The sequence below is a fragment of the Streptomyces sp. NPDC043996 genome (genome assembly GCF_056435225.1).
Window position 1 is genome coordinate 26,990 of sequence record NZ_JBWKEY010000010.1, and the last position, 23,126, is coordinate 50,115.

Sequence of the window (23,126 nt, forward strand, 5' to 3'; positions counted from 1 at the left end):
GGTGCGTGGAGTGGGGGGTGGCGAGGCGGAGTCCGCTGCCGGACTCCGTGGCCCGCTCAGTTCCGGTCCACGCCGATGGCGATGAGCAGGGCGGCTCCCGAGGGCGCGCCACACGGCCCGGCCCGTGGCTCCGCGCCCGCCGGGCGCGTGCCTCGGGGCGGGGACGCGGGCGGGGCGGCGCGCCCGCCGCCGCTGTCGCCGCCGCCGCCGTCCGGCGGGCCCTCGCGGTCGGCGGGCTGCGCGGCGACCGCTGCGGGGTGCCCGGTGGCGGCGTGCTCGCCGTGCGCGGGCCCCGGACACTTCTGGTGGGCGGGGGTGGCGAGGGTCGCGGGCGCGGCGGCGGGCCCGTGCGGCCCGTGGCACACACCGGCGAAGAGGGCGCAGGTGGCGAGCAGCACCACCGCCAGCACGTACCGCACCCGACTCATGGTGACCAACAAGCTACGCAGGGCTCATGAGGCAAGGCAAAGCCCCGTCGCCACAACGGCGGAATCCCATGGCAGAGCCAGCCGAAAGCCGCCCTCGAAAGCCCCCTGGACACGCCGAAGGCCCGGAATCCGTTCGGATTCCGGGCCTTCGGTTCTTCTTCAGTAGCGGGGACAGGATTTGAACCTGCGACCTCTGGGTTATGAGCCCAGCGAGCTACCGAGCTGCTCCACCCCGCGTCGGTGAACCCAACAGTACGCCATCGGGGGCACGGAAAGCGAACCGGTTCCCCCAGGCGCCCTCGGCGGCCTCAGGTGTTCTCGGCGTGGGTCAGCGTCTCCCAGGCCACGAACAGGTCGTCGGTGCCTTCCGGGCGCCGCTCCAGGGTGAGCTTCCTGGTGTGCGGCAGATCCATGCCGAGGCGTCCGCGCAGGTGGTTGAGGGCGACCTCCGTGTCGGGCCCGAGGTCGCGCTGGAGCCTGCCGCCGCACAGCCAGCCGGGCGCGGTGGCGCCGAGCTGGTAGCCGGAGTGGAACTCGAGGGCCGCCCGCAGCCGGTCCTTGACCTCGCCGTACAGGTCGACGCCCTGGTGCCAGGCCGTCTCCGCGATGTGCGCGGTGGCCGCGAGCGAGTACCCGGCGTGCTTGAAGTTGCGGCAGGTCTCCTGCGCGAGCCCGTCGGCGAAGGTCTTCTGCCCGAACCAGTAGCGGCGCAGCTCGTCCGCCGTGTCGATGTCGCTGCCCCGGGGCGCCACGGGCAGCGGCCCGTCGGACTTCAGATAGAAGTACGCGGGCACGCGGGCACGGAAGTGCCGCACGGCCCGCTCGAAGGCGGCGTGGTCGTCGAGGAAGACCGCCATGCCGATGGCGGCGTCGGCCATGACGAGGTCCCAGTTGCCGTTGAAGTCGGCGGAGCCGGGCAGGACCTGGGGCAGATAGGCGGTGCGCAGCATCCGCGCGAAGCGCAGCAGGTCGCCGTCGCTCCAGCCGTCGTACGTGTAGCGCACGGCCTCGGCGGCCCGCGCCCAGGAGGAGGCGGCCCAGGCGGTCTGGAGTCCGGCGTTGCCGTCGGTGTGGCGGGTGACGACCCGCGCCCAGGCGTCCATGATCCGCACGGCCTTCGCGGCGTGCGCGCGGTCACCGGTGACGTTGTAGAGCAGCGCGTGGGTGTACGCGGCGAGCGCGTCCTCGCGCTCCTCCACGCAGCCCTGCCCTGGCCGGGTGTCCGGCGGGCAGGCGACCACGGCGTACGGCGTGGGCTTGTAGTCGGCCGCGGCGTACTTGCTGGCCCGCATCTGCTCGTACGCCCCCAGCCAGGGCTGTTCGCGGGCCGCGACGTGGGCGCGGACCTTGGTGAGCTGGCCCTTGCTGAGCAGGACGCCCGGGTGCGTGAAGGGCAGGTCCGCGGGGCGGGCGGGGCGGGTCGCCGCGTCGCCGGGCTCATCGGAGCCGCCGCAGGCCGGGGCGGCCAGGGCGAGCAGCAGGGCCGCGGCGGCGGCCAGGAGGCGGCGTCCCCGGCGGCGTCCCCGGCGGCGCGTACCCACCCGTGCGCCCTCGCGTATGCCCTCGGGCCCTTCGCCTGCCGCCATGCCGCACCTCCGGATCGCGTCACTGGCAGCGTGCCCCGGGGGCGGCGCGGCCGCAGGATCTGTTGCGCCGGTCGTGGCGTGGCGCCCCGGCGCGGCGGGCCGCTGCTGTGACGGTCATCACCGTGATCTTTCGCTGCCCATGTCATCCGGACCGGGGTCGGCGGGCGTATGCACGGTGAGACCGGAAGAGATCCAGGAGCTGTCAGGTGACCGTCGAGGAGTTCGAGGAGTTCTATGCGCAAGCGGCCCCGCGGCTGACCGGCCAGCTGTACGTGATGCTCGGCGATCTGCACGAGGCGCAGGACGTCGTGCAGGAGGCGTTCGTCAAGGGCTGGAGCCGCCGCGGCGGGCTCGACCGCGACGGGCGCCCCGAGGCGTGGATCCGCACGGTCGCCTGGCGGCTCGCGGTGAGCCGCTGGCGCGGCCTGCGCCGCTCGGCGTCGGCCTGGCAGCGCAGCGGCGCGCCGCCGCATACGGAGGGGCCGGGGCCCGACTCGGTCGCCCTGGTGGAGGCGCTGCGCGAACTGCCGCCGCAGCAGCGCCGCACGCTCGCCCTGCACTACATGTGCGACCTCTCCGTCGACCAGATCGCCGGGGAGACCGGCCTCGCCGCGGGCACCGTCAAGACCCACCTGTCCCGCGGCCGCGCCGCCCTGGCCCACCGCCTCACCGACCCCCGTACCGAGGAGGCCCCCGGTGCCTGAACTCCCCCTGCCGCACCGCGCCGTTGCCCCTGATCGCCCCGAACGCCCCGAACACCCCGACTCCTCCGACCGCGCCGACTCCTCCCACCGCACCGATTCCTCCGGCCGCGCCAACTCCGGCCGCGCCGTCCCGCGCACGCGCGCCACGACGTACGACCGCCCCACCTCGGCCACTCGCCCCGCTCATCCCGCGCACCCCGCCACCCCCGTCACGGCCCACCCGTCCCTCCGCCGCGCCGCGCCCGCGTGCCGCCCGGCGGGTGCCCGTACCGAGGAGGCCCCCGGTGCCTGAACTCCCCCCGCCCCGCAGCGCCCTCGCCCCCGAACGCCCCGACCTCTCAGACCGCGCCGTCCCGCGCGCTCGCGCCACGAAACACGACCGCGCCACCTCCGCCGCTGACCCCGTCCGCCCCGCGTACCCCATCCGCCCTGCTCACCCCACTCACCCCGCCACCCCCGTCACGGCCCACCCGTCCCTCCGCCGCGCCGCGCCCGCGTACCGCCCGGCGAATCCGCGTACCGAGGAGGCCCCCGGTGCCTGAACCCCATGACCCCTTGCGTGAGCTGTTCCAGGAGGCCGTCGATGCCGGGCGGGCGCGGGCCGATGTGCCGCATGTGTCCGTCATCGAGCGGCGCGGCCGCCGGGCGCACCGGACGTTCGTCGGGGCGGTCGCCGTCACCGCGACGCTTGCCGTCGCGGGCGCGGGCGCGGTGGCGCTCGCCCAGCGGTCGGACCCGCCGCAGTCGCCCGCGTCCGTGCCCTCGTCCCCGCCCCTGAGCCCGTCGCCGTCCCCGTCCCCCTCGCCGACCCTCTCGCCGTCCGGGCCCGAGGGCTCGCCCCCGCCGCCGAGCACCAGCTATCCGCCGAGCGACCCGGACCCCACGCGCACGGACCCCCCGGCCACGCGGGAGGCGTCCACTCCGCCGCCACGGACCACGGGCCCGGGGTACCAGCCCTAGGGCCCTTCTGCTGGATCTCCGTGGCGTCGCGACGCCCGGCACGCCGAGAGCACGCACCGAACGCCGCTCCTTCACCCACGCAGATCCACCAGAAGGACCTAGCCACCCCCGCCGCGAGGCGGTCCCGCCCACCCGAGCCGCCTCCGGAGGCATCGCCATGCCCGTTTCCGCCCCGCCCCGCCCCAAGGAACGGCCCCGGGCGACCGCCTCCCGCGCCCCCGCACGACCGGCCGCCGTCGCCCGCGGGTTCCCCCGCCTCGGCCGCGAGGACGCGGACGTCCTCTTCCTGTACGTCCTCACGCGCGTCAGCCTGTGGGCGACGGCGTACTGCGCGACCTGGCTGTTCCCGCCCGAGTCCCGCACCCGGCACGCCGCTTCCCCGCTGTCCGCGTGGCAGCAGTGGGACTGGTGGCACTACCTCCGCATAGCCCAGGACGGCTACTTCCCCGACGGCGCGGGCCCCGGGACGGGCGACTGGGACAACCGGGAGGCCTTCTTCCCCGGCTTCCCGCTCGCCCTGCGCGCCGTCCACGCCCTGGTCCCGCACTGGGCGGCGGCCGGGCTCCTGGTCTCCTTCGTCTCCGGCGCCGTCGCGGTCCTGGCCCTCGCGCGCATCGCCCGTACGTACCTGCCCCACCCGGACGCGGGCCGCAGGACCGTCCTGTACTTCCTGCTCTCCCCCTGCGCGGTCTTCCTGGCCGCGGGCTACACGGAAGCCCTCTTCCTCGCCCTGGCCCTGCCCGCCTGGCTGGCCGCGCGGCGCCGCGCCTGGCCGCTCGCCGCGGTCCTCGCGGCCCTGGCGACGACGGTCCGCGTGAGCGGCCTGTTCCTCGCCGCCGCGCTCGCGGTCCACTTCCTCACCACCGTCCGCGCCCACCGCGACGCCCGCGCGCTGCCCTGGCTCGCGCTGCCCGCGCTGCCCCCGTTCGCGTACAGCTGGTTCCTCCAGCGCCACACCGGCGACTGGATGGCCTGGAAGCACGCGGAGGAGCGCGGCTGGTACCGCGACTTCCACACCCCGTGGGAAGCGTGGCGCAACACCTGGCGGGCCGCGTTCGGCCACACCACGCCCACCGGGTACGCGATCGAGTTCCAGGCGGAGCTCCTGGTGATGGTCCTGGGGCTGCTCCTGACCGCGTTCCTCCTCTACCGCCGCCGCTGGCCGGAGGCGGCGTACACCGTCCTCACCCTGGTCGCCCTCGGCACCTCCTACTGGTACATGTCGATCCCCCGCGCCACCCTCCTGTGGTGGCCGCTGTGGATCGCCCTCGCGTCCCTCGGCCTGCGCCGCCCGCGCGTCCACACCGCGTACGTCTGCCTGATGGCCCCCCTCGGCGTCATCTGCGCCCTCACGTTCCTGACGGGCCGCTGGGCGGGCTAACGGCGGGAGCACAAGACGGCGTCGATGACGGCGTCCATGCGGTCCTTCGTCGCCTGACCCGGCTGTGTGGTCACGGCGATGTTGACGGCGCGGCCGTTCTCGGTGACGCCGCCGCGGGTCTCGTACCCCGTCATGCTGCCCCCGTGGCCCCAGTAGACCCCGCCGCACGACAGCGGGGTGCTCACGAGCCCGAGGCCGTATTCGGCGCCTTCGGGGAAGGGATAACCGGCGGGGACGGTGGCGCGCATCTCGTCGAGCTGCTCCTCCTCCAGCAGCTTTCCGGAAACCAACGCCCCGAAGAACCGGTTGAGGTCGGAGTTGGTGGAGACCAGCTGCCCCGCCGCCCACGCCCAGGAGGGGTCCCACTCGGTGGCGTCGACCCAGGGCGCGCCCGGCTTCTCCTGGTAGTAGCCCTTCGGGTGCGGTCCCCGGACGGTCACGTCGCCGGGGGCGGGGAAGTACGTGTGGCGAAGGCCGAGGCGCTTGATGACGCGCCGGTCGATCTCCCCGGCCAGCGAGTGGCGGCTGACCTTCTCGATGATCAGGCCCGCGAGCAGGTAATTCGTGTTGCTGTACGCCCACTTCGCGCCGGGGTCGGAGTCCGCCGGGTGCTGGAGCGCGAGGTCGAGGAGCTCACGCGGGGTGTAAGGCCGGATCTCGTCACTCAGGTACTTCGTGTAGTTGGGCAGCCCGCTGGTGTGCTGGAGCAGCTGCCGTACGGTGATGCGGCGCCCGTCGATGCCGTCGCCGCGGACGAGGCCGGGCAGATAGTCGTCGACGAAGCCGTCCAGCTGGACCTTCCCCTCGCCGACCAGCTGCAGCATGACCACCGCGGTGAAGGCCTTGGTGTTGCTCCCGACGCGCACCCGCCCGTCCCGGGGCACCTTGGCCCCGGTGGCCACGTCACCGACCCCCGCGGTGTACGTACGCCCATGACCGTCACGCCCCCGCACACTCGCGAGCGCGCCCGGCGCTCCGCCGGACTCCACCAGCGCGCTCAGCCCCTCCCGGACGGGGTCGGGCCTGCCGGAGGCCCCCACCGCGGCGGGCGCGAGCACCCCCGCCGCCAGCACGCCCCCGGCGGCCACGGCCACGGCCGCCACGACGGCACTCCGGCGGCCCCACCGCCGCCCGCCGAACCCCACTTCTTTCCGCTTCTGCTGCTGCTCCCGCACGAGTCAACTCCTGGGCACTCAAGGGATGGATCAGCGCCGCGCGCCGGTCCCCAGGATGTCCGGAAGAGATCATTCGGCACGATCCCGCTACCTGCCGGGGGCGGGGTGGGGCTAACCCCCGTCCACTGACCCGTCCACGATGGCGTGCAGGTCGGCCAGGTAGGAGGCGAAGCGGGCGCGTCCGGTGTCGGAGAGGCGGACGTGGGTGACGGCGAGGCGTTTGACGCGGAGTTTGGCCACCTCCACCAGCTCCGCCTTCTCCAGGATCGCGAGCTGGCGGGAGAGCTCCGCGGCGGTCAGGTGCAGGCTCTCGCGCAGATCGGCGAAGGCGACGTGCTGGACCCGGTTGAGGGTGGCCAGGATGGCAAGCCGGTTCGGGGAGTGGATGAGGTTGGCCAGCACGTCCCGCGGCTGCCGGGCCGCAAGGTCATCAGCCACCGGTCACCGCTTCCAGCGCAGCACGAGGTAGACGGCGAGGCACACCGTGGGAACCGCGGCCGAGACGAGATGCGCGGTGAACGTGCCCGCGCCCTCACCGAAAATGAGCTTGATGCCGGGCATGGACAGCAGCACCACGCCACCGAACCGGGCGCCCTTCTCCACGCGCGTGTGCGGCCGCCTGCGGGCAGCGTCGTCATGGTGGCCGTTCCAGACGAGCAGCAGCACCAACGCGGCAAGGAACACACCGAGTCCGGCGATACGGGGCAGATCGCACTCCATGGCAGCGACGAGGCCCGCGTACAGGACAGCGAGGGTCCCCAGTCCGACGACGCGCTCCCGCGTGGAAGCCGAACGGGAGAGATCCGGGGCCGCGTTGATCACGGCCAGCTGCTCGGCGGGGCCGGGCAGGGGTTCACGGGACGACATGCTTGCGATACTCGCAACCAGTTACGGAAAACGCAACAACGTGCGACTTCCGGTCGGATGGCCGGGTGGCGGCCCCGGGGCACGGCTCGGCCCCCTGCCCCGCGGATGGCACCGCGGGGCAGGGGGCCGAGTGAAGGGCCGCCACTCTCCAGGGGGGAGACTTACTGGCCGAGCAGCGACCCGCCCGTGGCGTCGAGGTCCTGGCCCGTGACCCAACGGGAGTCGTTGGAGGCGAGGAAGGCCACGACGTCGGCGACGTCCTCGGGCTGGCCGACGCGCTTGAACGCCGAGAAGGACTCGCCGTAGGCACGGGCCTGCGGGTCCGCGAGCCAGGCGTTGACCTCGGTCTCGGTGACGCCCGGGGCGACCGAGTTGACCGTGATGCCGCGCGGCGCGAGCTCCAGGGCCAGGGTGCGCGTCAGGGTGGTCAGCGCGCCCTTGGACGAGGCGGTCGCGGCGATGCCCGGGAACGCGATCCGGGTCATGCCGGACGTGGTGTTGATGATGCGGCCGCCGTCACGCAGCCGGTCCAGGCCGTGCTTGATGATGAAGAACGGCGCCTTCGCGTTGACGGCGAAGACGTGGTCGAAGCCCGCCTCGTCCGTCTCCTTGATGCCAGCCGCGAGCGCCGTACCGGCGTTGTTGACGAGGATGTCGACGCCGCCGGCCGCGGCGAACTCGCCGATCTTCGCGTCGAAGGCGGCCCACAGAGCCTCGGCGTCACCGGGGACACCCAGTTCGGCGTGGAGGGCGAACGCCTTGCCGCCCGCGGCCTCGATCGCCGCGACGGTCTCCTTGGCGGCGGCCTCGTTGTGGCCGTAGTGCACCGCCACCAGCGCCCCGTCGCGCCCCAGGCGCTCCGAGATGCTCCGGCCGATGCCCCGGCTACCGCCCGTGACCAGTGCCGTCTTACCAGTGAGCGCGCCCATGTCAGGCCCCTCCTCTTTTTTTGCAGTGCTCGTTGCAAAAGGGAGGCTAACAGATTTTTCAGCGAGCACTGTAAAATCACGTCATGACGACGAAGCAGCGCGGGCGGCCCCGCTTGTTCGACCGGGACGAGGCGATCGACCGGGCGATGCGCACCTTCTGGGAGCACGGCTACGAGGCGACCTCGATCACCCTGCTCACCGAGGCCATGGGCATCGGGGCACGCAGCCTGTACGGCGCCTTCGGCAGCAAGGAGGCGCTGTTCAAGGAGGTCGTGGACTTCTACGTGACGACGTACGGCGCGTACATGGGCCGGGCGCTCGGCGAGGAGCCGACGGCTCGGCAGGGCATCGCCCGGATGCTGCGCGAGGCCGCCGGGCAGCTCACGGCCGACGACCGGCCGCGCGGCTGCCTCGTCGTCTTCGCCGCCAACGACAACGCCACCGCGTCCGCCGGGGCGGAGGGGGTTCTCCGGACCTACCGCGCCGCCTTCATCGCCGCCTTCGAGGACCGCATCCGGGCCGGGGCCGACGCCGGGGAACTCGCCGCCGACGTCGACCCGGCCCCCCTCGCCCGGTATTTCGCCGCGGTCTTCCAGGGCATGTCCCAGCAGGCGCGCGACGGCGCGAGCCGCGCCCAACTGGAGGAGGTCGCTACGGCCGCAATGCGCGCCTGGCCGTAGCGCCCAACGCGGCGGCCGGCCGTAATCGATTTCTCGGCCCAATGCCAAGGAATAGCCCCTCAGACCCCCTCTGCCCTATTTGCTGACAGACCGCCACGAATGTATATTGAGCGTTGTACAGTTTGGGCGGGGCGAGAGGGTTTGTACGTATCAAGGGCGGGTAGTCGTTAATTTCCTGACGGCATTTTCTGGCTCGGCTCGCCGATTTATTAAATTGCCGTGTTCGCACCCGGGGGGAGTGCCGACACCGGTTTAGCCCTGCCATTTTCCAGGTTTCCCTCCGCTATTAATGAGAGGGCCCGAAAATGGGAAACGTGCGCAGACGCTCCGTCCTCACCATGACCGGAGCGCTGGCCGGAGCCGCGGCGGTGGAATGGGGGACTCCCGATTCCCGGGCGTTCGCCGCGACCGGCGGCGCGGGCAGCAGCGGCAAGGCCACGCCGATCACCGTCCTGCCGGACGATCCGCGCTATCCGGAACTCACCGTCGGGCACAACACCCGGTGGGTCGGCACCCCTGACTACGTCCGCCTGGTCCGTTCCACCGACGAGGTGGTGCAGGCCGTGCGCGAGGCGGTCCGCGACCGCAAGCGCGTCTCCGTGCGCGGCGGCGGCCACTGCTACGCCGACCACGTCTTCAACCGCGACATCAAGGTCGTCATCGACATGACGATGATGTCCGCCGTCTCCTACGACGAGGAGCGCGAGGCGTTCGCGGTCGAGGCGGGCGCCACGCTGATGGACGTCTACCAGCGCCTCTACAAGGGCTGGGGCGTCGGCCTTCCCGCCGGGATGTGCTACTCCGTGGGGGTCGGCGGCCATGTGCCCGGCGGCGGTTTCGGCCTCCTCTCCCGCCAGTACGGCCTGACCGTCGACCACCTCGAAGCGGTGGAGGTGGTGGTCGTGGACGACGACGGAACCGTGCGCAGCGTGGTGGCGACGCGCGATGAGAAGGACCCCCACCACGACCTGTGGTGGGCGCACACCGGCGGCGGTGGCGGCAACTTCGGCATCGTCACCCGCTTCTGGTTCCGCACCCCCGGGGCGTCCGGCGGCGAGCCCTCCGGGCAGCTGATGCGGCCGCCGAAGGACGTGCTGCTCAGCGCCGTCACACTGCCCTGGTCCGAGCTGGACAAGGGGCGGTTCGGCACGCTGCTGCGCAACTACGGCACCTGGCACGAGCGCAACAGCGCCCCGGACTCCCCGTACGCGCCGCTGTGCGGCCTGCTGATGCTCAACCACAAGGCGAACGGGAACGTCGGTCTGGTGACCCAGATCGACGCCTCCGTGCCGGACGCCGAGGCGAAGCTCAAGAAGTACCTGTCCACGATCACCTCGACGGTCGGCATCGACACCCAGCCGATGACCGAGCCCGTCGGCGAACAGCCGCCGCTGCCCGACCTGTTCACCCCGCAGCGGATTCCATGGCTGACGTCGGTGCGGCTCATCGGCACGCACTACCCGTCACTGACGAACCCCACCCTGCGCGGCGCCTACAAGTCGGCGTATCAGCGCAGGGGATTCACGGCCGCGCAGATCGCGTCGCTCTACCAGCATCTGACCCGCACCGACCACAAGAACCCGATGTCCAATCTCATCCTCTTCCCGTACGGCGGGAAGGTGAGCGAGGTCAAGCCCTCCGAAACGGCGACCGCGCAGCGCGACTCGGTTTTCAAGGCGCTGTTCTCCACCCAGTGGACCGGGAAATCAGCGGACGCGGACAACGTGGCCTGGCTCCGGGAAATCTTCACCGACGTCTATTCATCCACCGGTGGATATCCGGCACCCAACGCCGCCACCGACGGCTGCTATGTGAACTACCAGGACAGCGATATCACCGATCCCGCGCAGAACACCTCCGGTGTTCCCTGGCACACCCTCTACTACAAGGATCACTATCCGCGCCTTCAGCGGGTGAAGGCGAAGTACGACCCGCAGAACGTCTTCCGTCACGCGCAGTCCGTCGCGCTGCCGACGTCGTAGTCGCTCCCTGACGTACGCCCCGGGGCGGGCTGGGCCCCGCCCCGGGGCGTAGTCGACTCTGTCCGGCCGCCCGCTGGGGCACCGACAGCTCGAACGGATCACTCACATGAAGTTTTCTCAGCTGGCCGCGTTCGTAGCGATTGCGGACCAAGGGAGTTTCACCAAGGCCGCGGACACCCTCGGCGTGACCCAGTCGGCCGTCAGCCACGCGATCGCGGGCCTGGAGGCGGAGCTGCGGGTCGGCGTCATGCGACGGGACCGCTCCGGCGTCGATCTCACCGAGGCGGGCCGCCGCATCCTGGAGCACGCCCGCTCCGTCCTCGCGGGCACCGAACGCATCAAGCTGGAGGCCAGCGCCGCCCACCCGAGCGCCGAGGGCAGGCTCCTCATCGGCATCAGCCAGAGCTTCTCCCTGCAACTGCTGCCCCGGCTGATCGCCGACTTCCGCGCCCGGCACCGGGATCTGGAGATCGGCCTGCGCGAGGGCAACGACCGCAGGATCGCCGAGATGCTGTACGAGCACACCATCGACGTGGGCATCGTGACGCTGCCGAAGAACAACCTCACGACGTACCCGCTGCTGCAGGACGAGATGTGCGTCGTCGTGCCGAGCCACCACCACCTGGCCTCGGTGCCCCGGCTTCCGGTGTGGCGCCTGGCGGAAGAGGACCTGATCATTCCCGCCGACGGCGTCGAGCCCACGCTGCGGCTGCTGTTCCAGGCGGCGGGCGCCCGCATGCGCGTCGCCCATCGCATCCAGGACCTGCACGTGGTCCTTTCGATGGTCGCCGAGGGGCTCGGGGTCACCGTCCTGCCCTCCCTGGCGATCCCTACCACGCCCCAGGACCTCGTCGCCGTTCCCTTCGAACCGGCGGTGCGGCGGCACATCGCCCTCGGGGTGAGCGCCGAACCCGACGAGCGCTCCCTCACCATGGAGTTCATCCGGTCGGCACAGGCCCTGGCGCGCACCTGCCCGATCCGCCACCGGCTGCCGTCGATGTCCTGACGCCGAACCGCCCCGGCCCCGGCACCCACACCGGTGCCGGGGCCTGGCGGTGTCCGCCGCGTCAGTCCCCGACGCGGCCCTGGACGCCGTCGATCCAGCGGTCGCCGTGCCGGTCAGCGGCGGCCTGGTCGCGGAACGCGTACGTCTTGAGCAGCCAGCGCTGACGGGCCCGCTCCGGGTCGTTGATCTCCATCTTGTCGCGGCTGTGCAGCCCGTCCTGGTTGGCGAAGGTGAACAGGTCGCCCTTCAGCAGCCTGTGCCTCTGCTTGTCCGCCTTCACCAGGGCGTTCTTCAGCGAGAGCAGCGCGTCCTTGGCCTTCTCCGGGGCGCCCGGCACCACGGTGGTGCTGGTGTCCAGGTAGCGGAAGCTGTGCTCGTTCTCCAGGATCGGGTGCGTGCCGGAGTCCGTGAGATCACCGTTGTTGTCCCGGGAGAGGACGTCGTACGGCGTGAAGAAGTACGGCTGCCGCAGCGTCTCCTGCTCCTCGGCGCTGAGGTGGGCCAGCAGGCTCCGGCCGCCGACGAAGCCCGTGTAGACGTAGTCGCCCTCCGGGCAGCGCATGCCGAGCAGGGAGATGAAGTCGGCACGGACCGGGTGCGCGGTGCGGTCGTTGTGGTAGACCAACTCGCTGTCGCTGAAGCCGGTCTGCATGCCGCTGTAGCGGTTGATGGCGATGACGTCGGTGAAGAAGTCGCCGTTGAACCGCGTCGCGTACGACAGCAGCGGCGTGCCCACCAGCTGCCCGAACAGCTCCAGGAACGTCTCGCCGACGAAGGTCTTCTTCTTCGCGTGCTTGTCCGCGACCGGGTCGTCCAGGTCGAGTACGGGGATCTCGCAGTCCAGCGGGCAGTTGCGCAGCACGTGGGCCTCACCGACCCCCGTCTCGCGGTCGCGCCGGATCCGCTCGCAGACCTCCGTCAGGAACGAGGGGACCTCACCGCGGTCCACCACGTCGGCCACGGCACGGGAGAACGCCGGGTAGTCCTCGTAGGGGTGCTTGGCGACGCCTTCCAGTACCGCGGTCAGCTCGTCGCGCTCGGCGTCGGTCAGGACGTAAAGGGGTTCCATGGGTTCGCCTTCCTTGAAAGGTGGTTATCGGGTGGTGGGCAGGGCCGCGCGGCGGCCGCGCTCGTAGGCGGCGATCGCGTCCTCGTGCCGCAGCGTGGCGTCGATCAGGTCCTCGCCGGACAACAGCCGGGCCCGGACCTCCTCGTCGAGTGCGAACGGCTGTGTCAGCTCCCCGCAGCGCACCTCCAGCGCCACCAGGTCCACCACGACCTCGACGGCCGGGTCCGCCTCCACCGCCGCCCACAGGCGCTCGGCCACATCGGTGGGGACCACCACCGTGAGCAGCCCGTTCAGCAGGGAGTTGGCGCGGAAGATATCGCCGTAGCGGGGCGCGATCACGGCCCTGAAGCCGTAGTCCTGCAGCGCCCACACCGCGTACTCGCGCGAGGAGCCGGTGCCGAAGTCGGGGCCCGCGACCAGCACGGTGGCGCCCCGGTAGGCGGCCTTGTTGAGGACGAAGTCCGGGTCGTCCCGCCAGTCGGCGAACAGCGCGTCGGCGTGCCCGGTGCGGGTGGAGCGCACACAGAACCGCGCGGGGATGATCTGGTCGGTGTCCACGTCGCTGAGGCGCAGCGGCAGCGCCGTTCCGGTGTGGACGGTGAACTGTTCCATGGGCGGGGTCCTCACAGATCGGCGGGCGCGGCGAGCCGGCCGGCCACGGCGGTGGCGGCGGCGACCGGCGGCGAGACGATGTGGGTGCGTGACCCCTTGCCCTGCCGGCCCTCGAAGTTGCGGTTGTTGGTGGAGGCGGCGCGCTGGCCCGGACGCAGCCGGTCCTCGTTGAGCGCGGCACACATCGAACAGCCCGCCCCGGCCCGGAAGTCGGCGCCCGCCGCGGCGAAGACCCGGTCGAGCCCCTCCTCGACGGCCTGTCGGCGCACCCGCGCCGAGCCGGGGACGATCATCATGTGCAGCCCGTCGGCGACCCGGCGCCCGCGCAGCACCGCCGCGGCCGCGCGCAGGTCCTCGATCCGGCCGTTGGTGCACGAGCCGAGGAAGACCGTGTCGATGGGGACGTCCCGCATCGGGGTGCCGGGCGTGAGGTCCATGTACTCCAGGGCGCGCGCGGCCGCGGCACGCTCGTCCGCGTCGGCGAAGTCATCGGCGGCGGGAACCCGGTCGTGCAGCGGGATGCTCTGGGCCGGGTTCGTGCCCCAGGACACATACGGACTCAGCGCGCTCGCGTCCAGGCGCACCCGCCGGGCGAAGACGGCGTCCGCGTCGGTGCGCAGCGTCTTCCAGTACGCGACCTCCTCGTCCCAGGCCGCGCCCTCGGGCATGCCGGGGCGCTGCTTCAGATACGCGAAGGTCGTCTCGTCCGGGGCGACCATCCCGGCGCGGGAGCCCGCCTCGACGGACATGTTGCACAGCGTCATCCGGGCCTCCATCGACAGGGCCGAGATCGCCTCTCCCCGGTACTCGATGACGTGCCCCTGGCCGCCGCCGGTGCCGATCTCGGCGATCAGCGCGAGGACCAGGTCCTTGGCGGTGACGCCCGGCGCGAGCCGCCCGGTGACCTCCACCGCCATGTCCTTCATGCGGCGCATGGGCAAGGTCTGCGTGGCGAGTACGTGCTCGACCTGGCTGGCGCCGATGCCGAAGGCGAGGGCCCCGAAGGCGCCGAGCGTCGTGGTGTGCGAGTCGCAGCACACGATCGTCATCCCCGGCCGGACGAGCCCGAGTTCCGGGCCGATGACGTGCACGATGCCCTGGTCCGGGTCGCCGAGGCGGTGCAGCGGGATGCCGAACTGCGCGCAGTTCTCCCGCATCAGCTCCGCCTGGCGCCGCCCCAGTGGGTCCGTGATGAGCCGGTCGAGGGCGAGTGTCGGTGTGTTGTGGTCCTCGGTTCCGACGGTGAGGTCGGGCCGGCGGACGGTGCGCCCGGCGGCGCGCAGGGCGTCGAAGGCCTGGGGGGTGTTGACCTCGTGCAGAAGCTGGAGGTCCACGTAGACCAAGTCGTCCTCGGTACCACCGTCCCGCACGACGTGCGCGTCCCATACCTTCTGGGCCAGTGTCGATCCCATGTCAGTTTCCGTCCCTCGGCTGGCAGCTCTCGGTGGCTGCTGAAGTTCTCGGTGGTCAGGAGCGCGCGGCAAGGGCGGTGCCGGTCCGCTCCAGTGCCTGCTCGATGACGTCGCGGGACGTCGCGAACGACAGCCGGACATGCCCCTCGCCGCCCGGCCCGAACGCGGTGCCCGGAGTCACCGCCACTCCCGCGGCGGTCAGCAGCCAGGCGGCGAACTCGGCGGCGTCGTCGAACCCGGTGCCGCGGATGTCGGCGAAGGCGTAGAAGGCGCCTCCCGGCGCGGCACAGGAGACACCCGGCAGCGCGTTGAGGCCGTCAACGACGAGGGACCTACGGGCCGCGTACTCGTCGGCCATGTCCCGCACGGGCTCCTGCGGCCCGGTCAGGGCGGCGAGCGCGCCGCGCTGAACGAACGAGCCCGCGCAGCCGACGGTGTGCTGCTGCGCCTTGAGGACTTCCCCGATGACGCCCGCGGGGCCCGCGACGTAGCCGAGCCGCCACCCGGTCATGGCGTAGCCCTTGGAGAAGCCGTTGACGGTGAGCGTGCGGTCCGCGCAGTCCGGCAGGCTCGCGAGGCTGAGGTGCCGGGCGCCGCCGTAGCGGATCTTCTCGTAGATCTCGTCGGAGATGACGAAGAGGTCGTGCGCGGCGGCGAACTCCGCGATGTCGCGGGCCTCGTCCGCGTCGAGGACGTGCCCCGTCGGATTGTTCGGCGTGTTGACGACGATCGCCTTGGTCCGGCCGGACACCTGCCGCTCCAGGAGCTCCCGGCGCACCCGGAACCCCTCGCCCGCCGCGAGCGGCACCGGCACAGGACGGGCCCCGGCCAGCTGCGCCATGGCGCCGTAACTGACCCAGCTCGGCGTCGGTACGAGGATCTCGTCGCCGGGGTCGAGGACGCTGAGGAAGCAAATGTAGAGGGCGTGTTTGGCCGAGGGCGTGACAATGATGTCGCTGGCCGCTTCGGCGTGAATGCCATTGTCCTTGGCGAGCTTATCCGAGAGGGCTTCCAGGAGTTCGGGAAGGCCACGGCTCGGCGTGTAGTGGGTGAATCCGTCGGCCAGCGCGGTGATGGCCGCTTCGGCGATGTGCGGAGGCGTGGCGAAATCGGGTTCACCGCCGCCGAGATCGAGGATCGAAGCCCCTTGGGCGCGTAGGTTACGCACCATGTCGAATATGGCGTAAGTGGCCGACTTCTCGATTCCGGAAATCCGGTTCGACAGGCGGTGCTGCACGGTTCTGCCTTCCTCGGGACGCGCGCCCTGGTCAGTCAGCCAGGGCCTGGCGGACGGAGCTGATCGTCGCGGTGCGGGCGAGGACGGTCAGCGCGGCCTGGTGCAGGGCGTCGTCCGACGTCGCGGTGGCGTCCTCAAGGACCTCGACGGTGAAGTCGCGGTCGTGTGCCTCACGCGCGGCGGACAGCACGACCAGGTCCGTGGTCACCCCGGTGAGCAGCAGGGTGTTGACGTTCCGCGCCCGCAGCAGCCCGTCGAGTTCGGTGCCGTGGAAGGGGCTGAGCCGGTGCTTGGCGATAACGGGCTCGCCGTCGGCGGGCTTCAGCTGGTCGTGCACCTGAGTGGCCCAGGTGCCCAGCACGATCCGCTGGTCGTCCCTCGCCTCGCGGAAGACCGGCGACGTCTCGGGCCACTCGGCGTAGTCGGGCGAGAACCCCACCACGACGTACAGCACGGGAATTCCCTGGGCGCGGGCCAGGGAAATGGCATCGGCGGCGTGGTCGAGCACGCCGCGACGCCGCACCTGCTCCAGATATCCGTCGCCCGCGTACTTCCCGTCCGGATGGACGATCTCATTGATGAGGTCCATCACCAGAAGTGCCGGTCGCCGTATCACGCGTTCCTCCTGTTGAAACAGATCGAGTTGCCGTGGAGATCGAGGCGCCGCCACAGTACCACCGGAAAACCGGCCAATCGCCAACTCGGCGGTGCATGAGGGAAATTCATGTGAAGCATGAGCAAGAGGTCATTGAAGCTTGAATACAAGCGCCTCTACGGTGGTTCGCGGCGCAATCGAATTCTGGGCGCCGACGCGGGAAAGCCGCGCTGACGCACCTGGAACACCGCGGCGAGAACGCCTCGGCGGAAACGCCATCGTGGGAACTCGAAAGGGAATGGCCTGTCTTGACACTCCGTGTTGCCGATGACAATTCACTGTCCGATCTCGCCGGATCGGCCGGTGCGGCTCCGTATCGCGTCGCGGTGGTCGGAAGCGGGCCGCGCGGCCTCTCCGTGGTCGAGCGCCTCGCCGCCCGGCTGCTCGCGACGCCCCCCGGGCGCCCCGTGGACATCCACCTGATCGACTCCGTGCAGGTGGGCTGCGGCCGGGTCTGGCGGACGGACCAGCCCGAGTGGTTCCTGATGAACACCGTGGCGGGTGAGGTCTCCGCGTACTCCGGACCGCCGGACGGCGGACCGCACCGCCCCGGCGCCGGACCCTCCCTGGCCGACTGGTGGGGCTCCGTCGACGCCACCTGTCCGGGCCCGCACGGCTACGCGCCCCGCGCGGTCCACGGCCGCTACATGCTGTACGTCCTGAGCACGGTCGAGGAGGCGCTGCCCGCGCACGTCCGCCTGCATCGGACCGAGGCGGCGGTGGCCGACCTGGAACCCGGCCCCGACGGCTACCGGCTGACCTTCGCGGACGGCACGGCGCTCGACGCCGACCGCGTGGTGCTGACCACCGGACACACCAAGCCGCGGCTGACCGGAACGCAGCGGGAACTCGCCGAATTCGCCGCCGGCCGCCCGGAGCTCTCGTACATCCGGGGCGACTCCACGGCGGACATGCCGCTGGACCGCATTCCGGCGGGCTCGGCGGTCGGAATTCTCGGCCTCGGCCTTTCCTTCTACGACGTGATGGCGGCGCTCACCCTGGGGCGCGGCGGTACGTTCCGGGACGACGGCATCGGCGGGCTCGTCTATGAGCCCAGCGGCAACGAGCCGCTGCTCGTGGCGGGTTCCCGCAGCGCGATGCCGCTGCCCGCCCGAGGCCGGAACCAGAAGCACGCCGACCACCGCTACACGCCCGTGCTCTTCACCGCCGACCGCGTGCGCCGGGCGCGTCCCGAGGGACCGTACGACTTCCGCGCGGACATCGTCCCCTGGCTCCTCGCCGAGGTGGAACTCGTCTACTACGCCACGGAACTGCGCCGCCGCGCGGGCGAGTCGGCCGCCCGGGACTTCATCGCGGATGCCGTCAGGGCCGCCGCGGCCGGACCGCCGAAGCTGGCCGGTACGGCCGACCGGTACGGCCTCGACGACCTGCCGCCGATCAACCTCGACCAGCTGGCGCGCCCCTTCGAGGGGCGGACGTACGCCACGCCCGAGGAATTCGACAAGGCCCTCCTGAACGCCGTGGACAGCGACCTCGCGCACGCCGAACTCGGCAATGTCGACTCGCCGTTGAAGGCGGCCCTCGACGTCCTGCGGGACACCCGCGCGCTCATCCGCGGCTTCGTCGACTTCGCGGGCCTGCTCCCGGCTTCACACCGCGACGACTTCATCGGCTGGTACAACCCGAGGAGCTCCTTCCTCGCGGCGGGACCGCCACGCGTCCGGCTGCGGCAGGTCGCGGCCCTGGTCGCCTGCGGGGCACTGCGCGTCGTAGGCCCGCACACGCGGTTCACGGGCGATCCCACGACCGGCCGCTTCCTCTGCTCGTCCCCGCACGTGGCCGGTTCGCACGTGTACGTGGACACGGTGATCGACGCCCGCGTGCCCTCCCCCGACCTGCACCGGGACCAAGCACCGCTGACCCGCCGCCTGATCGAGCGAGGGCTGTGGACCGGCTTCCGCAACGGCACGGGACCGGACGCCTTCGACACGGGCGGCGTCGCCGTCACCGGCTCGCCCTTCCACCCGCTGACCAGCACCGGAGCCCCCGACGAAGGGCTCTACGTCCTGGGCATCCCCACCGAGCACACCCGCTGGTTCATGCAGGCGGGCAGCAGTCGGCCGGGGTTCTGGACGGACTTCGTCCGGGACGCCGACGCCGTCGCCGCACACGCCCTCTCCCCGATGGACACCCTGACACGCACCGTGCTGGACACGGTCTGAGGAGTACGGAATCCATGCAGCAGTCCGCTGAAGCCCGCCGGATCTCAGTCTTCGACACCACGCTCCGCGACGGCGAACAGGCCCCCGGCAACGCCATGACGCCGCAGCAGAAGCTCGACATCGCCCTGCGCATCGAAGCGCTCGGAGTCGACTACATCGAGGCGGGCTTCCCAGCCTCCTCGCGCAGCGAGTTCAGAGCCACCCAGCTGATCTCCAACAACCTGACGACGGCCCGTTTCACCACGTTCTGCCGTGCGGTACGCGATGACGTGACGACCGCGGTGGAAGCGGGCGGCACGGCCAACCACCAAGTACAGATCATGGCCACCGGCAGCGATATGCACCTGCGCCACAAGCGCGGCATCTCGCGCGCCGAGGCCGTCGCCGAGGTCGTGGACACCGTCGCCTACGCCCGCTCCCTCGGCGTGGAATCGGTCTCCATCGGCATCGAGGACGCGAGCCGCGGCGAACACGAACTCCTCCGGGCCATCACCCAGGAGGCCATCGCCGCCGGAGCCACGTGCTTCGTCGTCGCCGACACCTCCGGCTGCCACACCCCGGACCAGTACGCCGCGCTGATCTCCGCGTTCCGTACCTGGGCGCCCGCGCCCGTGCGCATCGCGACCCACTGCCACCAGGACTTCGGGCTCTCCCTGGCCAACGCCGTGGCGGGCCTGCAGGCCGGGGCCGACGAGGTCCAGGCGACCCTCGGCGGCATCGGCGAGCGCGCGGGCAACACGCCCCTGGAGGAAGTGGCCGCCCTCCTCGCCTACCGCGGCGACCACCTGGGCCTGCGCACCGACATCGACCTGGCCTCGATGTACGCGGCGTACACCGCGCTGCGCAAGGTCATCGGCATGGAGGAGCCCCGCAACAAGGCCATCTTCGGCACCTACGCCTTCGCCACCGCGGCGGGCATCCACCAGCAGGGCATCCTGCGCAACCCCGCCACGTACGAATACGCCGAGCCCGCGCGCTTCGGCCGCGAGCGGTCCCTGCTCATCGGCCGCCACTCCGGCCGTGCCGTCCTGCGCCACCTCCTCGATCAGCTCGGCATCGAGGTCACCAAGGAGGAGCTGGCCGACCTGTACCGCGTCCACATCGCCGAGCGCACCGGCGGCGACTGCGAGGACCTGGAGGTCCTGAAGGAACGCCTGGCCAACGAGCTCGGGCTCCGCAACCCGGTGGCCGCCTGACACCCCGGCGACCGCCCCACAACGAGGGCCCCGACCGTCCCGGTCGGGGCCCTCGTTCCGTGCGGATCAGCACGAGTTTCCCCGCACCCCGCATCCGTAGACCGTGTGGGACTCGAACCCACAACCAATGGATTAAAAGTCCGGGGACACTTCAAGGGGTCTCGTCCGGTCCCGTGCGGGCCCATGGGTCACGGTACGCCGTAATGCTGGCCAGGGGCCAGATCGGCGGTCGCCCGCCCACCTCGCCATAAGGTCTCGCCCGGCCTTATCGGGTCTCGTTGGCTCACGTTCGGCCGAGCATTGGCCGAGCAGAAGGGCCCCGCCACCTGCAGTGACGAGGCCCATCTACGACTCCTTCAAGGCTACCCCTCGCCATCGGCCTCTTCCACCTCCTCAACTTCCTCGTCCGCCTTCTCGGCGGCCTCCGCCGCCTTCCGGCGCGCCCGCGGCACGACCGCCGCCGACCGCTCCGCCAGCTCGTCCTCGTACTCCTCGAACAACTCCATGTACGTGTCGCTGGTCAAAGTGATCGTAGAGTGGCGCAGCTTCACCTTCGCGTCGTGAAGATCCCCACCGCCCGCCTTCACGAGCGCAGCCGCGCCGTGCCGGAGATCGCGCAGATTGATCGGCGGCAGCCCTGTCACCGTCATGATCTTCTCGAACTCTCGGGACAGCACGTCAGGGTGGAGCCACGAGCCGTCCTCCGCCGTGAGCACCTTCCCCGTGTCCACCCAGTCCTGCGTGTCCTTGCCCGCCGCCCGCTCCTCGGCCGCCCGCGCGTTCCACGCGTCGCGCTCAGCGAGCTGGCGCACCCGATGGTCGCGCAGGACAACGACCGTCCCGCCATCGATCTTCACCGGGGCGGAAGACCCCGCCGTCTTCGGGTCCCCCTCAATCGGCGTCCAGCCGTCAACGACGATGCCCTTGCGGACGTCCAGGTACTTCTGCACGAGGTGCACGTCCGTCCACTCCTGGCCGACGCCCTCGCTCCGGCGCAGCCCGTGATGAGCGATCAGGTGGAATCCCGCGTACAGCCGGTGTGGCTCTGCCTCGTCGAGGAACGTGCCGAGCTGCGCCGGGGTCCACACCATGACCGGGCCCGGGACCTCACCTGTCTCCTGCCAGCGTCGGACCCGCTCGTCGGTCCAGAGCAGCCCCTTAGGGCGCGCCGCCGGGTCGAGCTCGACATGGGCGGCCGCGTTGAAAGTGATGAGCTGCGTAGCGATGGCCTTGTTCAGGGCCGCGCGCAGGGTGCGGCGGATCGCCTGCCATGTGGCCGGGCCGTTCGTCTTCCGGTACGGCGGCATCTCGGCGAGCTTCGCTCGCTCGGCCTCCAGGCGCGGCCGCTCGGCGGCCGGCGGCCGGCCGGGGCGGGGCCATCGCGCCCTGTCCTCCTGCTCCTGCCGTGCCTCGTTCTCGGCACGGATCACGTCAGACTCGTCGGCGATCGCGTCGAACATCTCCTGCACGTGGCCGACGCCCAGCCGGTCCAAGCGGATGTGCCCGATGCGCGGCTTCAAGTGCACGCGGATGTGTGACCGGTAGCCGTTGTTCGTGGTCGTGCGGGTCTTCTTGGTCGCCATCCAGCGGTCCAGCCACTGGGCAATGGTCATCTTTCCGTCGAGCGGCACGCCGACCCCGAGTCGCCGGGAGACCTCGTCCAGCTTGGGGATCGGCGCGCGCCGCTTGTCGACGTCGGCGAGCAGGTCGCCGACGCGGCGCTGGTCCTCGGGGTCGTCGCCTGCCAGGTCGAGGATGGCCTGGAGCCGGGAGAGGTCGGCTCCAGCCTCTTTGGTACCTGCGTATCCGGTACGGCGGAAACGCCGACGGCGGCCCTCTGTGTCCTTGGGTAGCTCCTGGTGGAGCTCGTAGCCGCCGTGCCCGCGTCTGCGCAGGTTGGGGCACTTCTGCCCCAGCCGCTTGCCGTCAGGGCCGCGGCATTCGCACCGCTTGGCGACTCCTCCGGCTCGACGCGTGGACGGCATTGCCTACTCCTCTTCGCTCCGGCCCGACGGGCGCACGAGCCGCTTGTCGACGCTTGCCTGTTTCACGGTGTCATCGCTTCCATCCTCTCCGGGGCTCCAGATGCCGGTACCGATCAGGTGGTCCAGGCATCTGTTGAGCTCGTCCAGGAGCCGGGGGGTCATCTCCCCTCGGCGGACCACCATGACGGTGCCCTTGTCCGTCAGCACGGGCAGGAGGACCTCTCCATCTGGGAGATCGTCGCTGAATTGCCACCAGGCTCTTGCTGGTCGCGAGCGTCCCATCTCTCCCCCTCCTTATCGATCACGCGTTCGAAAGCGTGCATTCACCTGCGCCCCAATAGTTGCGAGGCAGGTCGACAGGATGGCACCGCCGCTCGGTTCGCACTACAGGAAGTGCAAAACGGCTACAGAACGTGACTCTTAGGGGTGAGCAGGACCAACTCCCCGATCCCCTCTTAGCCCTGCTTCCCCGGGATGAACGCATCTAGAAATGCAGAGAGTTGGCGGCGCTGCTCCGGCGTCAGACGCTCCGCTCGCCGCACGAAGGCGACCATCTCGCCACTCGTCGACTTCACTGGATCCACACCATGGAACTGCTGCCCAGCCGCGTCCTGAAGCACCTCCAGGTCACACTCGGCAGCCACCGCCAGCGCGCGCAGTTCAGGCAGTTGCGGCGGCGTTACGGGCTCCCCCGTCTCTAGGCGGTGGATCCACCCAGACTTGACCTGCTCCCCGGTCACCGGGTCCACCGCGTGCGCCGCGAAGTCCTTCAGGCTCAGCCGCAGAGTCGCCCGCCGATCGCGAATCAGGTCCCGGAACTGAGTCCGGGCGACCTCACCTCGGGGGATCTCTTGTGCAGCCATGGGGGTCATCCTGCCACTCCTGGGCGCTGTGGGGGTCGGCGTGTGTTCAGTAAGTCAAGAGCCCTGAGAGGCAACCTTTCCCGCTCAGGCGCGCATCCCGTTCTGTCCACTGAACGGATTGTTCAGCACACACCCCGTGTGCGCCAGAGAGTGCGGGCGCATTGACCGGAAGCTGACACCCCTTCACAGAACACTCCGTTCAACCATCTGGACAGC

At 71.1% G+C, this 23,126-nt stretch carries 23 protein-coding genes and 1 tRNA gene; 9 read left to right on the forward strand and 15 right to left on the reverse strand.

The features are described from left to right. Positions 1 to 56: 56 nt before the first annotated feature. The 3 genes from AC07A4_RS25275 to AC07A4_RS25285 form a co-directional block, all read right to left on the reverse strand. Positions 57 to 419, reverse strand: a complete 363-nt coding sequence (locus AC07A4_RS25275) for a hypothetical protein (protein WP_478602503.1) — start codon at positions 417 to 419, stop codon at positions 57 to 59. Between the two features lie 172 nt (positions 420 to 591). Next, positions 592 to 665 (reverse strand) — tRNA-Met (locus tag AC07A4_RS25280). Between the two features lie 71 nt (positions 666 to 736). Beyond that, positions 737 to 2,014 carry an alginate lyase family protein gene (locus AC07A4_RS25285; RefSeq protein ID WP_478602504.1) on the reverse strand — a complete coding sequence of 426 codons (1,278 nt, stop codon included), beginning with the start codon at positions 2,012 to 2,014 and terminating at the stop codon, positions 737 to 739. Between the two features lie 206 nt (positions 2,015 to 2,220). Here AC07A4_RS25285 and AC07A4_RS25290 point away from each other — a divergent pair, with 206 nt between their 5' ends. From AC07A4_RS25290 to AC07A4_RS25305, 4 genes are all read left to right on the forward strand, one after another. After that, positions 2,221 to 2,718 carry a SigE family RNA polymerase sigma factor gene (locus AC07A4_RS25290; protein ID WP_478602506.1) on the forward strand — a complete coding sequence of 166 codons (498 nt, stop codon included), beginning with the start codon at positions 2,221 to 2,223 and terminating at the stop codon, positions 2,716 to 2,718. Further along, positions 2,711 to 3,010: a hypothetical protein gene (locus AC07A4_RS25295; protein WP_478602508.1), complete on the forward strand. Its 300-nt coding sequence runs from the start codon at positions 2,711 to 2,713 to the stop codon at positions 3,008 to 3,010. Before AC07A4_RS25290 ends, AC07A4_RS25295 begins: the two co-directional genes overlap by 8 nt. A gap of 242 nt (positions 3,011 to 3,252) precedes the next feature. After that, positions 3,253 to 3,678, forward strand: coding sequence for a hypothetical protein (locus AC07A4_RS25300; protein ID WP_478602510.1), 426 nt, complete (start codon positions 3,253 to 3,255; stop codon positions 3,676 to 3,678). 157 nt (positions 3,679 to 3,835) lie between these two features. Further along, entirely contained in the window at positions 3,836 to 5,059 is a 1,224-nt protein-coding gene (locus AC07A4_RS25305) for a mannosyltransferase family protein (RefSeq protein WP_478602512.1), read from the forward strand. On the opposite strand, the gene AC07A4_RS25310 is transcribed toward AC07A4_RS25305, so the two are convergent. From AC07A4_RS25310 to AC07A4_RS25325, 4 genes are all read right to left on the reverse strand, one after another. Beyond that, entirely contained in the window at positions 5,056 to 6,162 is a 1,107-nt protein-coding gene (locus tag AC07A4_RS25310) for a serine hydrolase domain-containing protein (RefSeq protein ID WP_478603149.1), read from the reverse strand. The two genes, AC07A4_RS25305 and AC07A4_RS25310, sit on opposite strands and share 4 nt — an antisense overlap. 183 nt (positions 6,163 to 6,345) lie before the next feature. Continuing rightward, positions 6,346 to 6,672 (reverse strand): transcriptional regulator, encoded by a 327-nt coding sequence (locus AC07A4_RS25315; protein ID WP_478602514.1) that lies wholly within the window; start codon positions 6,670 to 6,672, stop codon positions 6,346 to 6,348. Between the two features lie 3 nt (positions 6,673 to 6,675). Beyond that, entirely contained in the window at positions 6,676 to 7,101 is a 426-nt protein-coding gene (locus tag AC07A4_RS25320; RefSeq protein ID WP_478602515.1) for a hypothetical protein, read from the reverse strand. A gap of 161 nt (positions 7,102 to 7,262) precedes the next feature. Next, the gene (locus AC07A4_RS25325; RefSeq protein ID WP_478602517.1) at positions 7,263 to 8,030 is read right to left on the reverse strand and encodes an SDR family oxidoreductase; all 768 of its coding nucleotides are present in this window, start codon (positions 8,028 to 8,030) and stop codon (positions 7,263 to 7,265) included. An 83-nt stretch (positions 8,031 to 8,113) separates the two neighbouring features. On the opposite strand from AC07A4_RS25325, the gene AC07A4_RS25330 reads away from it, so the two are divergent. The 3 genes from AC07A4_RS25330 (at position 8,114) to AC07A4_RS25340 (ending at position 11,698) form a co-directional block, all read left to right on the forward strand. Further along, positions 8,114 to 8,710, forward strand: coding sequence for a TetR/AcrR family transcriptional regulator (locus tag AC07A4_RS25330; protein WP_478602519.1), 597 nt, complete (start codon positions 8,114 to 8,116; stop codon positions 8,708 to 8,710). A 305-nt stretch (positions 8,711 to 9,015) separates the two neighbouring features. Next, positions 9,016 to 10,692, forward strand: a complete 1,677-nt coding sequence (locus AC07A4_RS25335) for an FAD-binding oxidoreductase (RefSeq protein WP_478602520.1) — start codon at positions 9,016 to 9,018, stop codon at positions 10,690 to 10,692. Between the two features lie 106 nt (positions 10,693 to 10,798). Next, entirely contained in the window at positions 10,799 to 11,698 is a 900-nt protein-coding gene (locus tag AC07A4_RS25340; protein ID WP_478602522.1) for a LysR family transcriptional regulator, read from the forward strand. Between the two features lie 61 nt (positions 11,699 to 11,759). Here AC07A4_RS25340 and AC07A4_RS25345 read toward each other — a convergent pair whose 3' ends face one another. The 5 genes from AC07A4_RS25345 to AC07A4_RS25365 all read right to left on the reverse strand — a co-directional run bounded on the left by AC07A4_RS25345 (position 11,760) and on the right by AC07A4_RS25365 (position 16,617). Then, the gene (locus tag AC07A4_RS25345) at positions 11,760 to 12,767 is read right to left on the reverse strand and encodes a TauD/TfdA family dioxygenase (protein WP_478602524.1); all 1,008 of its coding nucleotides are present in this window, start codon (positions 12,765 to 12,767) and stop codon (positions 11,760 to 11,762) included. Between the two features lie 24 nt (positions 12,768 to 12,791). Further along, the gene (gene leuD, locus AC07A4_RS25350; RefSeq protein WP_478602525.1) at positions 12,792 to 13,379 is read right to left on the reverse strand and encodes a 3-isopropylmalate dehydratase small subunit; all 588 of its coding nucleotides are present in this window, start codon (positions 13,377 to 13,379) and stop codon (positions 12,792 to 12,794) included. A gap of 11 nt (positions 13,380 to 13,390) precedes the next feature. Further along, on the reverse strand, positions 13,391 to 14,791 hold the full coding sequence (leuC, locus tag AC07A4_RS25355; RefSeq protein WP_478602527.1) for a 3-isopropylmalate dehydratase large subunit: 1,401 nt from the start codon (positions 14,789 to 14,791) through the stop codon (positions 13,391 to 13,393). A gap of 55 nt (positions 14,792 to 14,846) precedes the next feature. Then, positions 14,847 to 15,962, reverse strand: a complete 1,116-nt coding sequence (locus AC07A4_RS25360; RefSeq protein WP_478602529.1) for a pyridoxal phosphate-dependent aminotransferase — start codon at positions 15,960 to 15,962, stop codon at positions 14,847 to 14,849. A 97-nt stretch (positions 15,963 to 16,059) separates the two neighbouring features. Beyond that, a complete protein-coding gene (locus tag AC07A4_RS25365) occupies positions 16,060 to 16,617 on the reverse strand; it encodes a cysteine hydrolase family protein (protein ID WP_478602531.1) in 558 nt (185 codons plus the stop codon). A gap of 392 nt (positions 16,618 to 17,009) precedes the next feature. Between AC07A4_RS25365 and AC07A4_RS25370 the strand changes: the two genes are divergently transcribed. Together AC07A4_RS25370 and AC07A4_RS25375 are read left to right on the forward strand one after the other, a co-directional pair. Next, positions 17,010 to 18,866, forward strand: coding sequence for an FAD/NAD(P)-binding protein (locus tag AC07A4_RS25370; RefSeq protein ID WP_478602533.1), 1,857 nt, complete (start codon positions 17,010 to 17,012; stop codon positions 18,864 to 18,866). 14 nt (positions 18,867 to 18,880) lie between these two features. Next, entirely contained in the window at positions 18,881 to 20,062 is a 1,182-nt protein-coding gene (locus AC07A4_RS25375) for a LeuA family protein (protein ID WP_478602534.1), read from the forward strand. Positions 20,063 to 20,424: 362 nt separating this feature from the next. Here AC07A4_RS25375 and AC07A4_RS25380 read toward each other — a convergent pair whose 3' ends face one another. The 3 genes from AC07A4_RS25380 to AC07A4_RS25390 all read right to left on the reverse strand — a co-directional run bounded on the left by AC07A4_RS25380 (position 20,425) and on the right by AC07A4_RS25390 (position 22,910). Then, entirely contained in the window at positions 20,425 to 22,047 is a 1,623-nt protein-coding gene (locus tag AC07A4_RS25380; RefSeq protein WP_478602535.1) for a site-specific integrase, read from the reverse strand. A 3-nt stretch (positions 22,048 to 22,050) separates the two neighbouring features. Next, on the reverse strand, positions 22,051 to 22,254 hold the full coding sequence (locus tag AC07A4_RS25385) for a hypothetical protein (RefSeq protein ID WP_478602537.1): 204 nt from the start codon (positions 22,252 to 22,254) through the stop codon (positions 22,051 to 22,053). A gap of 248 nt (positions 22,255 to 22,502) precedes the next feature. After that, positions 22,503 to 22,910, reverse strand: a complete 408-nt coding sequence (locus AC07A4_RS25390; RefSeq protein WP_478602539.1) for an XRE family transcriptional regulator — start codon at positions 22,908 to 22,910, stop codon at positions 22,503 to 22,505. Positions 22,911 to 23,126 lie beyond the last annotated feature (216 nt).